The following is a 16,175-nucleotide window of genomic DNA, read 5'->3' on the forward strand; positions in this document are numbered from 1 at the left end:
ATATTGATCGCACACTCAAAATTGCACACTCAGGCATGACCGCACGAAACTTCTTTTCCGGCATTGTTGGAACGCTGATCGCTGGGCTGCTTCTTGCAAGCTGCGGCGGCGACAAACCAACCGAGCGCAACGGGGGCGATACGGGAACAACGGCTTCGCCGCCAACAACGCCAACAACCCCAAACACTCCATCGCTTCCGCCGCCGGCTACTGCCGGGCCGGAGGAGTTCACGTTTCAAGTGGTCAACAAATTCCCGCACGACCCGAAGGCCTACACGCAAGGGCTGGTGTGGCTTGATGGATATTTCTACGAGACCACCGGGTTGTTCGGCCAGTCAACGCTGCGGAAGGTGGAGCCAACCACCGGAAAGATTCTGAAGAAGGTGGCACTGGACTCCGAATTTTTTGGGGAAGGAATGGTGATTCGTGATGGAAAAATCTACCAGGTCACGTGGAAGAACCAAACGGGGTTCATCTACGACCTGAACACCTTCAGCCAGATTGCCACGTTCCAATATCCCGGCGAAGGCTGGGGGCTGGCGCAGAATGACCAATACCTGATTCTGAGCGATGGCTCGAACGTCCTGCGGTATCTGGACCCCAGCAACCTGCGTGAAGTTGGAAGGGTGAATGTGTTCGACGGAGGCAGCGGCGTGGACCAGTTGAACGAGTTGGAATTCGTCAACGGGAAGGTGCTGGCAAACATCTACCAAACCAACCGCATCGCGCAGATTGACCCCTACTCCGGCAAAGTCACCGGCTGGATTAACCTAAGCGGCCTGCTGAAACCGGAAGAGCGCGGGCGCGACACCGGAGTCCTGAACGGCATTGCCTACGATGCCAAATCGGACCGGCTGTTCGTCACCGGAAAACAGTGGCCGTTCGTCTTCGAAATCAAGCTGGTGAAGCGGGGGAATCCTTCACAGCCGGTGGCCGCCAACCATTCCTGAACAACGCCCACCTCTCACACCATTTTTTTTCATGCAAGCCAAACCATTGTTTGTTGAGATCGGCAACAGCACCATCAAGTGCGTGGAGGATTTGAACGCCCGCATCCCTGAGGTGCTGCGGTTTCGGGAGGTTGCCGAGTTTCTTGAACGCTTCCAGCCCACCCCGGACCGCCCCGTGGTTTGCGCTCCGATTGGGGAGGAGCTGAGCAAGCAGGCCATGCCCCATTTGCAGGCGTTCCCGCAGCTTCGAGTGGTTGCCCGCCAGGACCTTGCCGACTTTGTTGGAAGCAGCTACGACACCCCGGAAACGCTTGGCCTGGACCGTGTGCTGAACCTGTTCGGGATGAGGAAGGATGGGATTGTGATCTCCTGCGGAACGGCCATCACGATTGACGCGATCCATGGCGGGCGGCCATACTGGGGGGCAATCATGCCGGGGTTCCGAACCAGCACCGAAGGGCTGCACCAACGCGTCCCGCTTCTGCCCGTGATTGACCCCGACCAGCCGCCAGAATACCCCGCCCGCACCAGCATCGGATCGGTGACAAACGGGATTGTTGCGGGAACAGCCTACGGCGCGGCGGGGATTGTTGGAACCCTGAACCACCGCCTGTTTGGCGGCTCCGGCAAAGTGGTCCTAACCGGCGGCGACGCACTGCTGATGCGCCGTCTGTGGGAATCCTGGGCGCACGTCGAAGTGGATGAAGTCCTGCTGTTCCGAGGGATGAGAAAAACGGGGTGATACCGCAGGGTAGCGGCAGGTCTTTAGCCTGCCCAGTCTGTGTTCCGAGGGATGAGAAAAGCGGAGTGAAAAACAAAATGGAGTGAAGAGTTCAGCGACCTCTTCACTCCATTGTATTTCCTCCCTGTGCAGAGGCTTGGCAACTCCATCTGGGTGATGGATCCCGCCACCGCAGCAAGCCCCCTTCCCGCCTCCCCCAATTCTGGGGGAGGGGCTGGCAGAGCATGACCTGGGCAGCAGCGAACAAGCAATCTTTCTAGAAACCATTTCCCCCCAGCATTGGAGGGACGCGCAGCCGCTTGCGGCGAAGCAGGGGGGCGCGATGGAAACGGTGTGATCCTTCTCCTCTGCTGGATCAGGCTTAATCTGAAATTACTCCATCACCCCTGCCCTACCCGAAACGGCAGCAATGCTTCCTCAATGGTTATGGCATCGGGGAAGAAGGATGCGATTTTTTGGATCACGGCATCCACCAGCGCATCGGGGCAGGACGCGCCGCTGGTGAGCACAAGCTCCAGCGGGCGGTCAACGGCTGGCAGCCACCCCTGGGCCTGCACCACGGTGCCGGAATGGAGATCGAAATGGCGGATGGAGGATTGATCCAGAATCTCATCGGCATCGCGGATGAAGTAGGTGGGCATCTTCTGCTGGCACAGCTCAACCAAGTGGGAGGTGTTCGAGCTGTTGTAGCCGCCAACCACAACGGCCAAATCTCCGCCGGCATCAATCAGCGCGGTGGTGGCTCCTTGATTCTCGTTGGTGGCGTAGCAAAGGGTGTCGCGGGTGTCGGCAAAATGCTCGGCGATGGTTGATTCGCCGTGGCGGGCCACCATTGCTTGGCGCAGGCGGTCGGCAATGGCTTGGGTCTCTTGGGCCAGCATCGTTGTCTGGTTCACCACGCCGATTCGGTTCAAATCGTTTGCAGGATTGAACCCTTCCGAGCTTCTGCTTCTGAACCACTCCTCGAACTTCTCCAAGCCTTCGCGCCCTTCAATAATTGCGGCTAACCGCTCGGTTTCTTCCATGTTCTCCACCACAACGGTTGGCGCGCTGCTGCGGCTGTGGCTGAAGGTTGCGCGGGTTTCTTCGTGGTTCCATTTGCCATGGACCACCACCGTGCAATCCCGTTCCCCCAGGGTTGCGGTTCGGTTCCAGACCTTCTCGACAAAGGGGCAAGTGGTGTCGTAGCGGTAGGGGTCAATCCCGCGCTGGCTAAGCTGTTGCTGGATTTCCAGAGTGGTCCCGAATGCCGGAACGATGACGATGTCGTCTGGGGTAAGGCTATCCCAACCAACAATCTGCTGGCCGGAAGTGGTCATCATAAACTGCACGCCGCGCTGGCGAAGGTCATCGTTGACGTGCGGGTTGTGGATCATCTCCGACAGCAAAAATATCCGTTTGTCGGGGTGGAGCTCAACGGCGCGGTAGGCAATCTCGATGGCGTTCTCCACCCCGAAGCAAAACCCAAAATGCCGCGCCAATCGGAACCGCACCGGCCCAAGGTCCAGCACCGAAGGGGCGTAATCCCGGCGGCGTGGGTCTTGCAGCTTTCGCGCATTTTTCACCACCGAGATGATCGGGGAGCGGTAGAAGAGCGGGATATCGAAAGAGCGTGCCATTGTTCGTTTAGGAAGAAAAAGGAACCGGAGCAGCAGGCCGCTGCTCCGGTTCAAAAATAGCGGCTTCGCACCCTGTGGTAAAAGGGGAAGCGCGTCACAAGGTTTACGCGGCCATTGGGACCGTGCGGGCGGCAAGGCGGGGGAGCGGGGAAGCCGCAGTGGTCGGGTTCGGCGACGCGGCGGGCAGCCCAATCGCCCCATCCGTTTCCGGAATTGGCGGATGTTTGGCTTGGCGGCGTTCCTGCTGGCGTTTGGTCAGCCGCCCCAATCGCTCCTGGCGAAATCGCCCCTGGATCCGCCGGCGGAAGAAGCTCCCTTTGGAGGGGGAACGAAGGAATTGCACGAAGACATCGTGCGGCACATTCTCAAAAAGGTAGATTCCGCCGCCGGTGAAAATCACCTCCAATTGGCGGTTTTTGGGGTCGTACCCAATTGCGTGAATGGCGTTTGAGTTGACGGTGGTTAGCATCATGGCGGTGCCTGTTCAAATGGTTGCTGGGCGTTGTCTGTGCGGTCTTCCGGTGGCAAAGGAACAGCCAACTGTTGCGTCAGTTTTGGCCACATTCCTTTGACGAATTAGGTGGGGGAATGATGTGGAAGCAAGGGACTTTTTTTGCCCCACTTTACAGTTTGTGCCTCCGTCTGCGAACTTCAAAGAAGTTCAGTTGCTTTCCAACAATGCTTTGCTATTTTTGCCCCGTCCTTCAATCCAAACCTGTGGCTACCAAAGCCCGATTTCCCGGGTCCTCCATGATATCAGTCTCTTCCCACATCGCCTCGTTACGGGCCTACCAGCCTGGCAAATCCGTCGCCGAAGTTGAACAAGAATTAGGGATCACCGGCGCGGTGAAACTTGCCTCGAACGAGAATCCGCTTGGATCGTCGCCCCTTGCGCTGCAGGCAGCGGCGGAGTCGTTGCAGCACCTTACCCACTACCCCGATGCCGGGTTGCGGCTTCGGCAAGCGTTGGCCGAGCGGTTCGTGATTCGCCCGGAGAACGTGATCTGTGGCAGCGGCGGGGAGTCCATCATCAGCAACGCGTTGCACACATTTTTGGACGGCGAGGATGAGATGATTAGCAGCGAAGGGACGTTCGTGGGGTTTTTGGTGCTTGCGCATGCTTCCGGGAAGAAGACCCACTACGTCCCGCAGCGGAACAACGGGTACGACCTTGACGGAATCCTTCGGAAGATCAACGACCACACGAAGATCATCTACATTGCCAACCCGAACAATCCCACCGGGACGGCGGTGACCACCAACGCGCTGGAGCGGTTCATGGAGAAGGTTCCGGAGCACGTTCTGGTGATCCTTGATGAAGCCTACTTCGAGTACGCCGACGGCTGGCCCGATTACCCAGATTCGATGCACTACCGCTGGGACAACGTCCTGACGGTCCGCACGTTCAGCAAGGCGTACGGGCTTGCTGGAATCCGTATTGGCTACGGGATGGCGCATTCGGACATCATCGGCAAGATGATGAAAGTGAAGCTGCCGTTCGAGCCAAACACCCCCGCCGAAGAAGCCGGATTGGCCGCCTTGAAGGATGAAGAATTTCTGCGCCAAACCGTTGAGCTTAACCGTGAATCGGTTCTGTATTACCACCGCGAGTTCGAGCGGATGGGGCTGGATTTTGTTCCAACCCTTGCCAACTTCGTGATGATCACCTTCCGCGACCACGACCGCATGATGCGGATCTTTAACGGCCTGATGCAACGGGGGATTATCACCCGCCCGCTGACCGCGTTTGGGCTTCCGAACTGCCTGCGGATTTCCACCGGCACAATGGAGCAAAACGCCCGCTGCGTGGCGGCATTGGAGGAAGTTCTGAACGAAGAGTTAGTCCACTAACCCAGCTTCGTTATTGGCCACGTGGGCAGCATCGGCCCAACATTCCGCAAGCAAAAAGCTACCAACCGAATCAACACATAATTTTTCCCGAACATGGAAACAGCAGAACAACTCCGTGAAGCCGATCAGGGGCAAGACCTGTTCAAGATTCACGGCACGCATCACATTGAGTTTTACGTTGGCAATGCAAAGCAGGCCGCGTATTTCTACCGCCGCGCAATGGGCTTTGCGCTTACCGGCTACTGCGGCCCGGAAACCGGTGTCCGCGACCGTGCAAGCTACTTGTTGGAGCAAGGGAAGGTCCGCCTTGTGCTGACCACGCCGATCAATCCAGAGAACCCCATGGCGGACCACATCTACAAGCATGGCGACGGCGTGCGCGACATCGCCATCCACGTTGAGGATGCCGAGGAAGCCTACCGGATTGCCACCGAACGGGGTGCCCGTGGGGTGATGGAACCGACGGAGACCAGCGACGCAAACGGCACGGTGAAAATCGCCACGGTTGCCACCTACGGCGACACGGTCCACAGCTTTGTGGAACGCCGCAATTACAACGGCCCGTTCCTTCCAAACTTTGCCCCGCGCCAAGATTCGCTTGCCGTTCCCATTGGGCTGAAGCACGTGGACCACGTTGTTGGAAACGTGGATTGGAACAAGATGGAGGAGACCGTCAATTTCTACAAAAACGTCTTCGGGTTCAGCCGTTTCGTCAGCTTCGACGACAAGGACATCTCCACCGAATACTCCGCGCTCCGTTCCACCGTGGTTGCCAACGAGAACAAGTGGATCAAATTCCCAATCAACGAGCCGGCGGAAGGGTTGAAGAAATCGCAGATTGAGGAGTACGTGAAGTTCTACCAGGGCGCAGGGGTGCAGCATATCGCTATCGAGTGCCAGGACATCCTTCAGGCAATTGCGACCATGCGCGAGAACGGCGTTGACTTCATGGTGGTTCCTGGAAGCTACTACGACGACCTTCAGGCACGCGTGGGGGATATTCAAGAATCCATCGAAGACCTTCGGAAGCTGAACATCCTTGTTGACAGCGACGACAAGGGGTACATGCTCCAAATCTTCACCCGCCCGTTGGAGGACCGCCCAACCTTGTTCTTTGAATTTATTCAACGGCGCGGCGGCGAATCGTTTGGCAAGGGGAACTTCAAAGCGTTGTTCGAGGCGATTGAACGGGACCAAGCCGAACGCGGGAACTTGTAAAAACCACAAGCCCGTTGCTCAGCACGGTTCAATCCTCAAGAAAAAAAAAGTAGGTCATTGCTCACTGGTCATTTAAGCAGAGAGAACATCATGGCATCCACAAAGAAACCAGCCGCCCCCAAAGCGGCAACAAAACCATCATCAAAGAACGGGAAGGACAAGAATATCAGCGCGTTATCGAACCTGATGTCCGAAGAGCCTTCATTCTACCAAACCGTCGAGAAGAACTTCTCGAAGGCCGCCGCCGCAACCGATTACCCCAAGGGCTTGCTGGACCAGATTCGCGTTTGCAACGCGGTCTATATGGTCCGGTTCCCGGTGCGCATCGGCAACGATATCGAGGTGTTTACCGGGTGGCGTGTGCAGCACTCGCACCACCGGCTTCCAACCAAGGGGGGAATCCGCTACGCAACCCACGTCACCGAAGATGAGGTGATGGCACTTGCCGCGCTGATGACCTACAAATGCGCCATTGTGGACGTTCCGTTCGGCGGCGCAAAAGGGGGCATCCAGATTGACCCCAGGAAGTACAGCGAGGAAGTGATCGAACGCGTGACGCGCCGCTACACCATGGAGCTGATTAAGCGGAACTGCATCGGCCCCGGCATTGACGTTCCCGCGCCCGACTACGGGACCAGCGCCCGCGAAATGGCATGGATTGCCGACACCTACCAAACGGTGATGCCCGGGCAGATTGATGCTATCGCCTGCATCACCGGAAAACCGCTGTCGCAAGGGGGAATTGCTGGCCGCGCATCGGCAACCGGACGCGGTGTCTTCTTCTCCATTCGCGAATCCTTGAATGGAGCCGAAAACGCAAAACTGTTTGGAATGACCCCGGGGTTAAACGACAAGCGCGTCGTGGTCCAGGGGCTTGGGAATGTGGGCTACTGGTCGGCAAAGTTTTTGCAAGAAGGCGGGGCAACAATCGTTGGCATCTGCGAAATGGAAGGGGGGATTTACGACAAGAACGGGCTGGACGTTGACGAAGTCTTCAAGCACCGGAAGGAAACCGGCTCGATCCTGAACTTCAAGAACGCCAAAAACGTGAAGCGCGGGAACGACGTGATGACCATGGACTGCGACATCCTTGTCCCGGCGGCCCTAGAGAACCAGCTGACCGCAGCCAACGCGCCACATATCAAGGCGAAGATGATTGCCGAAGGGGCAAACGGACCAACCACTGCCGAGGCCGAGGATATCCTGCTAAAGCGTGGAATCCATATCATCCCCGATGCCTACTGCAACGCCGGCGGCGTGACGGTCAGCTACTTCGAGTGGCTGAAGAACCTTTCGCACGTGCGGTTTGGCCGGCTTGGCAAAAAATCGGATGAAGCCAGCTTCACCCGCATTGTCTCGGCCGTTGAGCAGATGACCGGAACCGCCCTTAGCACGGACGTCCGCACCCAAATCACGCAAGGTGCCGACGAAGCCGACTACGTGGATAGCGGGTTGGAGGAAACAATGATCAGCTCCTTCCAGCAGATCAAAAACGTTTACGACACGAACAAGCGTGTGAAGGACCTCCGAACCGCCAGCTTCGTTGTTGCCATTGACAAAATCGCCCGCTCCTACATGGAACTTGGAATCTTCCCATAATTCGGAGCAGCGAACGGATAATGAAAACACGGCCCAAGTATGAGTGTCATGCTTGGGCCGTTTCGTAATTACTCAATCTTCTAACGGCTCTCTCTCTCTCCTATGTCTGCATCAGAAATACCAGCTGAAAAGATCGTGGAATTTTACAGCCGATTATTCGAGGCGATAACGTTCCCAGTTGGGAAATTCCACCAGGCATTCCATTGGGGCGTGCAGCAGTTTGTCCCGATTTCTACGTTCGCATACGTGGCCGATCCGTTATTTTCCGATCCGCCATCGCAACCGGTTCAGCCTGCAAGCGGTTACGCCGTTCGGCTAAACGATCGAACTCCCGATGGGAAAACCGTCACAAGCGTCACCGATTACAAGGTGATGGAACAGGACCGTTCGGCGCATCCTATCGAGCAAGCGTTCCAGGCATCGCTGACTGTGTTTAAGCAGCAGGTGGCGGAAAAATTCCCCAACTACGTGGCCCTGCACCAGTTTCAGCTGCGCATGGAAGAATATCCACGGCTGATTCTCGGTTTCTTCCGGATTCAACTCCCCAACCATCCCGATTGCAGTTTCACGGCGGATGAGCGTGAGGTGTTGGAAAAAATGAAGCTCCATTTCTCGAACATCCTTCGGGCGTTCGATACCGTGCAAAAAGCACGCGATGCATCGTTCAATTTTTTTCATGCCACCTGCAACGAAATCGCGGGGCAATTCCGGCTAACCACTGCCGAATATCAGGTGCTGGTGCTTGTTGTTGAGGGGTGTACTAATGAAGAAATTGCTCAACACCAATCGGTGAGTATTGCCACGGTCCGCACACACCTTAAGCACATCCTGCAGAAAACAGGATGCAAAAATCGGTTCGATCTTTTTCGCAATTTTTTCTCCTCCGCAAAATCGCTGCACCGCCGCGACAATACGTAGATAGGTGTGGGGGAGCGCCATACGATTGTGGCACATTCGCTCCTTACCACCACCACCACAAACAGTCTGCTGGAAACGCCGCCCCACCCCCCCAATTCACCGTGGTTTCCCAAATCTTTAGGCCCAAAATCATCCTAAAGGATGACGCTGGTCTGGGAAGTAGGAAATAATTTGCCCCCATTGGCAATGCTGCCAACCGTGCATTGCCGCAAATCCTACTAACATTTTCTTGAGGGAGCCGATGAACACTGCACCGTACCGACTGCCTAATCAACGCGAGCTGCGCAAGCTGCTGCTGCTTTCGTTGCTCTTCTTGTTGGCGCTGTTTGCCACTGCCCGTGCCCAGGTATCGAACGATGTCCGGATTACTCCAGACAGCCTTGAGTTTGGGGAAATTGCGGTTGGGGAAGACTCCTCCATGAATTTCACGATCACGAACACCAGCGCAACCGGCGCACCCATCTTTTTGGATTCGTTGGTGATTATGAACGATGCCAACGGCAGCAGCGATGTGATGTGGATGAACCCGCCGAAACAATTTCCGCTCGCCGTAGCTTCAGGCACCCCCGCAACGATCACCCTAAATTTTAGGCCTTCGTTGCATGGTGTGTTCTCGTTTACCGCATTATTTCACATGCGGAAAAATCAGCAGGGAGAGGATATCTTCGAAATAATGCCCCGGAAAATTCATGGGACTGGAAAAAAAACTTCACCCTCGCGCACATTTCTTGATAGCCTTCAGGCAATTACGCCAGGGTTTGGCTCCATCTACACCAACGACCGCGCAGCAACGGAAGTAAGAGTTATCAACCATGCCGGAAGGGACCTGAATTTGGATTCAATCACCGTTTCCTCGGAAGAGGGAACCTCGGCGATATTCTCATTTTCCCAAGACTCAGCAAAGGAAACGACTTCGGATCCCGATTTTGATTTATTGCGGATCAATGATTTTATGACGATCCCAATTTTCACCACCGGGCCAGAAAAAGCGGGTGAGTATAATGCCATTCTTACCCTCCATTTCAGCAAAACAAATCGGATACAATCGGGCGGGAATCCATCGCTGTTGGCTGAAGGGGGAATTTCGTGATTCATGTGCCGATGAAATGCCTTGGCCCGCAAATTAGTGCCGATCAATTAAAACGGATGGCGTTCCAAAATGACGTTAGCGGCGTGTTCCCCGGCGATGGTACGCCCACAAGCGGGTTGATACCGATCTGCAATTTTGGGAACCAGACACGCGATTACCAAGTGGAGTATGCTGGCGGAGCCGGAACAACATTTTTTGGCCCCGATGCCAAGCAATTAAAGGTTGGCAGCATAATTACGGTTCCTGCTGGCCAATGCAGTCCGGTGCGGTTTGTGGTGCGCCAGCCATTAACCGGAGCCGCCGTCCGCGATTCGTTGGTGGTAAGTTTTGGGGGGCAAGGGAACCGCAGCCGTGTGCTTATTTCAATGGATATGCCAACCGGTTCTCCGGGGGCTATCCCGCCGGTGGAATTTAATCTTCCGCCAGTGATTGATCTTGGAATTATTCCTCTTGGAAAATACAGCGGCAATCGAATCCATCTTGGAAATATTCCTGCTGATCGCATCGAACGGAAAAAAGGGGCAACGCTGCTTGCGCCAGGGCGATCAAAAAATCGGGTGCGAAATAATGCGCAACGTACAGCAGCCGTTACATTCCGGGTGGTTTCTAGCGTCATCAATGTGGAACAACTTTCGCTTGGCGAATACCAGACACAGGAAATTCTTGGACCGAAGCAAGAAAGTGAGTTCGACATCCCGATTGAGGGGCTGGCTCCGGGACCACAAACCTTCACGCTCACCGCAGAATATATGCTGCTGGATAGCGCAGGAAAATCGGTGGAAACTGGTAAAACTCCGCCAACATTAATCACCGCATTTTTCACTGCCGACAGCATTGAAACCCCTGCCGAACCAGGCGTTTCGGTGGATGCGGTTCCCGAGGGGGAACTTGGAACCGGATTGATGACCATTCAGAATCGCTCCAGCAACACAAAATTCGTCCGGCTTGATTTGGAGGATTCCGAATCTGACGTTACTGTGGCTTCGGCAGCGGCGTATAAAAAGAAAGGGGGGAAACTCTGGACCGCCACCGCTGGTGGGAAAAAGAACGAGATGAAAGTGGTAACCAAGCCAAACAAAACCGATGCCGCCAACGGGTTTGTTGGCTCGGGGGTGTTGGTCATCAAAGATCAGCCGGATGCTCCTGACTCCACGATGGTCCCCATGTCGTTGTTTGGGAAATCTGTAACCTCATCAAGAAATAATGCTCGGCTGATTGTGCAACCGCCACGCTACACCACCGATGATGGCCAGGTGAACGACGTTGGGCGCGTGGTTGGCAACGTGCTAACCACGGGGCTGCTGCCAAGCGGTGCCGGCGGCGCGGTTCTTGTTAGCGTCGAGAAAGGGAATGCGCCGTTGGAATGCGTGGGCGCATACTTCCAATGGGATGGCGAATCGGAAGAACAACCAGTTTCCACCAGCGAGCCGCTTCCATTTTTGCTGGAAAAGAGCGGTGGGCTGATGCTTACAATCCCCTTCGGTCGGCGGACAGAAAGCAGTTTGGGAACATTGCGGTTGGAAGGGGCCAATGGGGAAGAACTTGAGTACATCGTAAACCTGCCAATGGCCGATGCCGCTGCGTTCGACGATGTTGGGCGCGGGGCAGAGTTCAACCAGAAAGGGAAGCAGAACGTTGGGGTTGTTGGCGATGGCACACAAGCGAGCACCATCACCAATATCCAGATTTCTGAGCCGGGCCGCGCTTATGGGAAAGAGGGGGGATCGTTCCTTGCTCAGGGCGATTTCACACTCCGTTCTTCGCTCCCGATTCAGGTCCCGGCAAAGGGGAGGGCAATGGTGGAAGTTGAGTACGCCGGAAGCGCGCAAACCAGCGGAATTGTGCAGGGGGTGATGGAAGCGCACGTACTAACGAACGGAAAACCGGACACGATCTACGTCCTGCTGACGGCTGTTCCGGTTGCGCAAAGCGGGGTGGGCATCGAATCGCTGGCGATTGCCCCGGGCATGGCGCTTGCGCCAAACCCATCGCGGGAATCAACGGAGCTGGAATTCCGGCTGGCCGGGCACAGCACCGTCACCGTGACGATCAGCGATGTGCAAGGCAAAACCGTGAACACGGTGATGCACCAACAGGAGATGGAGCCTGGGGAGCATCAACTCACCATTCCCACTGCGGGGCTTCCGATTGGAACCTATGTGGTGACGGTGGAAGCCAACGGCAGCCGCCAATCGCAATTGCTGCGGGTGAGGTAGGGGGGTGAAGCTGGAATAGAAGGCGTTGGAAATGAATCGGCCACTATCAGAGCATCTCTGCGCTGGTAGTGGCCGATAGGTTATGCAGGGTGAGGTGAATGAGGTTGAACGGAAAAGAGTGTGGGTGTTATTGATGCTTGCCCCCTGGCTTGCAAGATATATTTTTGAGCCAAGCAATACATGGCGTACCGGCCTACAGGAATTTTATCACTGATAAACAAACACAACCATGGTGACTCTTCGGATTGAACATCGCATCTCAAATTATGAGGGATGGAAGCAAGCGTTTGATAGCGACCCTATCAACAGAAAACGGTCCGGCGTCCGGCGTTTTAAAATTTACCGCCCGGTCAATGATGAATCCTATGTCATCATTGACCTTGAGTTTGAAATTCTTGAGCAGGCACAAGCCGTAGAAACTGCCTTGCATAAAATATTCGGGAATATTGAGGGGAAGCTGATCTTTGGAGCAAAAACAACAATCCTGAATATTGCTGAAGAAGCGGAGCTGTAAGCCTGTTGAATTTGTGAGAGGGGAAAAGCCGCCCCAGCTCAGCTAGGGCGGCTGCTACCGAAGACTATCATTGGAGTGGCTATGCTGCGCAGGCTTCCCGCATTTGCTTCATGGTCAGAGTGGGGTTGGGGGTTCCAAAAATTCCTGAGCCGCTGACCACAACGTCAACGCCGGAATCGTACACGGCGCGGATGTTGTCCAGTTTGATCCCGCCGTCGGCTTCCACCAAGCAATCGCTGCGCCCGCAGCTGGCAAGCATCTGGCGCAGCCGTTCGGCACGGCGGAAAAGCGTTGGGATAAACGCTTGCCCGCCAAACCCCGGCTCCACCGACATCAACAACACAAGATCAACGTAGGGGAGGATGTCCTCCAGCGTGCTGAGCGATGTCGCCGGATTGAGCGTCACCCCCGGGCGGCAGCCAAGCTGGCGGATGCGGTCAATCGTCCGGTGAAGGTGAAGCGCGGCCTCGACGTGAACGGTGATGTACGTTGCGCCGGCGTGCGCAAAATCTTCCAGATAGCGGTCGGGGTCGCTTATCATCAGGTGGCAATCCAGCGGAAGCTCCGTCACCTTCCGCAATGCCGCAATCACTGGCGGACCAATGGTGATGTTCGGCACAAAGTGGCCATCCATCACATCAACATGAAGGAAATCGGCACCGGCTTCTTCCAGCATCTGCACGTCTTCGCCCAATCGAGTGAAGTTGGCAGAAAGAAGGGAGGGGGCAAGGTAAAGTTTACGGGCTATGGACATGGCTGATGTTGATTCTGTTGGTTCTGGGATCATTCTTCTTCCTCTGCCGGAGTGTCAATCGCGCCGCTGCCATCGGGAAGTTCGGCAAGGAAGGAGGGCTGAGCCGATTCGTGGCCGCCGTAGCTCCGAAGGCTATCGGCCAGCTTGGCAAGGCGGCGTTGCACAAGGTGGTTGATGGTTCCGGCGGGATAGTTACCACGCGAGTTCGGTTCCCCTGCGGCAACGCCGGTAAGAATTTCAATCCCCTGGTCAATGGTGGTGACGGGGTAGATGTGGAACTTCCCGGCGGCAACGGCTTCCACCACTTCGTCGCGCAGCATCAGTTCGGGGATGTTCTGCACGGGGATCATCGCCCCTTGCGTTCCGGTTAGCCCACGCGCTTTGCAGACTTCGTAGAATCCCTCCACCTTCTCCTTCACCCCGCCAATCGGTTGGATTTGTCCCCATTGATTCACCGACCCCGTCACCGCCAGGTCCTGCCGAATCGGCACGCCGCTCAGGGCCGAAAGCAGGGCGTAGATTTCGTGGAGGATGCGCTGTCGCCATCAACGCCGCCGTAGGATTGCTCGAAGACGATGTGGGCCGTCATCGAAAGGGGGCGTTGCTGCGCGAAGCGATGCCGCAAAAAACCGGCGATAATCAGCATCCCTTTGTTGTGCAGGCTTCCGCTCATCCGCGCCTCGCGCTCGATGTTGATAATCCCATGCCCCCCAACGGCCACGGTTGCGGTGATCCGGCTGGGCTTCCCGAAACTGATCTGCCCAACGGAATAGACCGCAAGCCCGTTGATCTGGCCCACCATTCTTCCTTCGGTGTCAATCAGGAGCGATCCATCAATCATCCGCTCCATGATTTTTTCTTTCCACATGGATTGCCGCTCCACCATTTGCCGGATTGCTTTCTCAACATGGTAGCGGCCAACGATTTCGGCGGTGTCGCGCTCGGCCCAGAAACTTGCTTCGCGAAGCAAGTCGGCAATGTCGCTGAATCGAAGGGAGATTTTCCGCATATCCCCGGCTTTCTCCACCGCGTACTCCACCACTGCGGCAACGCCATCGGGATCGAAATGGAGCAGATGTTCTTCGTCCGAGAGTTTGCGGATGAACCGGGCGTACTCAATCAGGACCGTGTCGGTGCGGGCAATCTCGTAGTCGAATTCGGCACTGATCTTGAAGATTTTCCGGAAGTCTTCCTCCATCGAAAAAAGTGCTTGGTACAGCCTGGGGTCGCCGATCATGATCACTTTCACATTCAGGTCAATCGCCTGCGGTTTCATGGCCACCCCTTGCGTGCTGGATTGCACGAAGCTCTCGAACGGCTGAATCTCCAGCTTTCGGTGAAGCAGCACCCGTTTCAGTGCTTTCCAAACACCAGGTTCGCTAAGCGCGTCGGCGGCGTTGATGATTAAATATCCACCATCGGCGCGGAGGATTGCCCCGGCTTTAATCATCAGGAAATCGCTGACCCAAAACCCCTGCTGGGTTGGCACCCGCTCGATGGTTCCAAACAAGTTGAGATAGGTGGGGGTGGTCTCGATGATAACCGGCGCGCCGGTGGTTCCGGCGTTGTCCAGCACCACGTTTACTTGATAGGTGCGGAGCGCGCCGTCGTCGCTTGCTGGCGGTTGTGCTTCGTCGTCGGTGCCCTGGGCGGCGGCTTCGGGCTGGGGTTGCTTGAACAGATCAAGGTTGTTCAGGATGTCGTTGCCCACCTCTTCAAGGTAAGCGATGACCGCCTCGAACGGAAACCGCATGGCTAAGTCGTCGAGCGTGGCCTCGATCAACAGCTTTGCCGAGGCGGCCTCGAAGTCGCCCAACTCTTGCTGAAATTCTTGCGAGAGCTTCATGCCGTTGCGGGCAAGCTGGTACAGGTCGCGGTGGCGGCGGGTGTAGTTTTCGCCGATTGCGCGCGCTTGCTCGGCGGTGATTGCGTTCTCCTTCACCAGCTGGTCCAGCGCGGCAATCGGATACGCTTTCCCGTTGATAACCGGAAGAATTTCCGGCTGGACGGCTCCATTGCCGGCCTTCACCTGGCCCAGGGTGAATCCATCGGGGCGGAGTTCCTCCTCGAATGCCCGCAGCAGTTGTTGTTCGCGCTGCTGGAATTCTTCGATGATCTTCGTGCGTCCGGTGCGGAACGTCTCTTCTTCAAACATCTTCGGTATCCGCCCTTGCAGGAAGCTGATGGCGTCGTGCATGGCGCGTTGGAACGGCGCGGCTTTCCCTTTTGGGAACTTCAGCAGCGTGGGTTGGTCGGGGTCGTGGAAGTTGTTGACGTAGGCGTAATCGTGGGGAATCTGGCCGTTTGGGGTGATGCGTTCCAGAATGCTTTTGATGGTTGTCAGCCGTCCGGTTCCGCTAAGGCCACTCACAAAAATGTTGTAGCCGGGGCTGGCGATTTCTGCCCCCATTGTCAGCGCGTCCAATGCCCGTTGCTGGCCAATGATCCCGTTCAGCGGGTCAACATGGGCGGTGCTGGGGAAGGGGAATGCGGTGGAATCGGCATACCACCGAAGCGATTTCACCGGAAGGGACGGGTGCGTTGGGGCCGGAAGAAGCCGCGCAGATTTGGAAGAAGCGGAATCGGTGGAAGCCGGAGTTTTGTTCATGCTGGGCTGCTTGAATGATGTGGGCCGCCAAGATAGGGAATCCGTGGGATACAGTATCTGAACACTCTCTCAACACTCTCTGATTGGTTCGCGTTG

The 16,175-nt window shown here is 56.1% G+C and carries 14 protein-coding genes; 9 read left to right on the forward strand and 5 right to left on the reverse strand.

All coding sequences use genetic code 11. The features are described 5' to 3' along the window. The first annotated feature begins 35 nt into the window (after nucleotides 1–35). Complete coding sequence (locus IPM61_12390; GenBank protein MBK8912112.1) at nucleotides 36–950, forward strand: glutaminyl-peptide cyclotransferase; 915 nt, start codon at nucleotides 36–38, stop codon at nucleotides 948–950. Between the two features lie 31 nt (nucleotides 951–981). After that, nucleotides 982–1,692, forward strand: a complete 711-nt coding sequence (locus tag IPM61_12395) for a type III pantothenate kinase (protein ID MBK8912113.1) — start codon at nucleotides 982–984, stop codon at nucleotides 1,690–1,692. 380 nt (nucleotides 1,693–2,072) lie between these two features. Here the strand turns inward: IPM61_12395 and IPM61_12400 are convergent, their stop codons facing one another. Both IPM61_12400 and IPM61_12405 read right to left on the reverse strand, forming a co-directional pair. Next, nucleotides 2,073–3,311 (reverse strand): 4-hydroxy-3-methylbut-2-enyl diphosphate reductase, encoded by a 1,239-nt coding sequence (locus IPM61_12400; protein MBK8912114.1) that lies wholly within the window; start codon nucleotides 3,309–3,311, stop codon nucleotides 2,073–2,075. Between the two features lie 103 nt (nucleotides 3,312–3,414). Continuing rightward, nucleotides 3,415–3,783 carry a KTSC domain-containing protein gene (locus tag IPM61_12405; GenBank protein ID MBK8912115.1) on the reverse strand — a complete coding sequence of 123 codons (369 nt, stop codon included), beginning with the start codon at nucleotides 3,781–3,783 and terminating at the stop codon, nucleotides 3,415–3,417. A 278-nt stretch (nucleotides 3,784–4,061) separates the two neighbouring features. Between IPM61_12405 and IPM61_12410 the strand changes: the two genes are divergently transcribed. The 7 genes from IPM61_12410 (at nucleotide 4,062) to IPM61_12440 (ending at nucleotide 12,717) form a co-directional block, all read left to right on the forward strand. Beyond that, a complete protein-coding gene (locus IPM61_12410) occupies nucleotides 4,062–5,162 on the forward strand; it encodes a histidinol-phosphate transaminase (GenBank protein MBK8912116.1) in 1,101 nt (366 codons plus the stop codon). 93 nt (nucleotides 5,163–5,255) lie between these two features. Continuing rightward, entirely contained in the window at nucleotides 5,256–6,380 is a 1,125-nt protein-coding gene (gene hppD, locus IPM61_12415) for a 4-hydroxyphenylpyruvate dioxygenase (GenBank protein MBK8912117.1), read from the forward strand. 186 nt (nucleotides 6,381–6,566) lie between these two features. Then, entirely contained in the window at nucleotides 6,567–7,979 is a 1,413-nt protein-coding gene (locus IPM61_12420) for a Glu/Leu/Phe/Val dehydrogenase (GenBank protein MBK8912118.1), read from the forward strand. A 135-nt stretch (nucleotides 7,980–8,114) separates the two neighbouring features. Further along, nucleotides 8,115–8,897 (forward strand): hypothetical protein, encoded by a 783-nt coding sequence (locus tag IPM61_12425; protein MBK8912119.1) that lies wholly within the window; start codon nucleotides 8,115–8,117, stop codon nucleotides 8,895–8,897. Nucleotides 8,898–9,138: 241 nt separating this feature from the next. Continuing rightward, the gene (locus tag IPM61_12430) at nucleotides 9,139–9,987 is read left to right on the forward strand and encodes a choice-of-anchor D domain-containing protein (GenBank protein MBK8912120.1); all 849 of its coding nucleotides are present in this window, start codon (nucleotides 9,139–9,141) and stop codon (nucleotides 9,985–9,987) included. A gap of 56 nt (nucleotides 9,988–10,043) precedes the next feature. Next, the gene (locus IPM61_12435) at nucleotides 10,044–12,203 is read left to right on the forward strand and encodes a T9SS type A sorting domain-containing protein (GenBank protein ID MBK8912121.1); all 2,160 of its coding nucleotides are present in this window, start codon (nucleotides 10,044–10,046) and stop codon (nucleotides 12,201–12,203) included. Nucleotides 12,204–12,432: 229 nt separating this feature from the next. Then, the gene (locus IPM61_12440; GenBank protein ID MBK8912122.1) at nucleotides 12,433–12,717 is read left to right on the forward strand and encodes a hypothetical protein; all 285 of its coding nucleotides are present in this window, start codon (nucleotides 12,433–12,435) and stop codon (nucleotides 12,715–12,717) included. 79 nt (nucleotides 12,718–12,796) lie between these two features. Here IPM61_12440 and rpe read toward each other — a convergent pair whose 3' ends face one another. The 3 genes from rpe to IPM61_12455 are packed head-to-tail and all read right to left on the reverse strand — an operon-like array spanning nucleotide 12,797 to nucleotide 16,079. After that, nucleotides 12,797–13,471 carry a ribulose-phosphate 3-epimerase gene (rpe, locus tag IPM61_12445; GenBank protein ID MBK8912123.1) on the reverse strand — a complete coding sequence of 225 codons (675 nt, stop codon included), beginning with the start codon at nucleotides 13,469–13,471 and terminating at the stop codon, nucleotides 12,797–12,799. A gap of 29 nt (nucleotides 13,472–13,500) precedes the next feature. Then, nucleotides 13,501–13,962 carry a hypothetical protein gene (locus IPM61_12450; protein MBK8912124.1) on the reverse strand — a complete coding sequence of 154 codons (462 nt, stop codon included), beginning with the start codon at nucleotides 13,960–13,962 and terminating at the stop codon, nucleotides 13,501–13,503. Between the two features lie 5 nt (nucleotides 13,963–13,967). Continuing rightward, nucleotides 13,968–16,079 (reverse strand): AAA family ATPase, encoded by a 2,112-nt coding sequence (locus IPM61_12455; GenBank protein MBK8912125.1) that lies wholly within the window; start codon nucleotides 16,077–16,079, stop codon nucleotides 13,968–13,970. Nucleotides 16,080–16,175: the final 96 nt, after the last annotated feature.

The organism is Chlorobiota bacterium (genome assembly GCA_016710285.1).
Taxonomy (GTDB): Bacteria; Bacteroidota; Ignavibacteria; order OLB7; family OLB7; genus OLB7.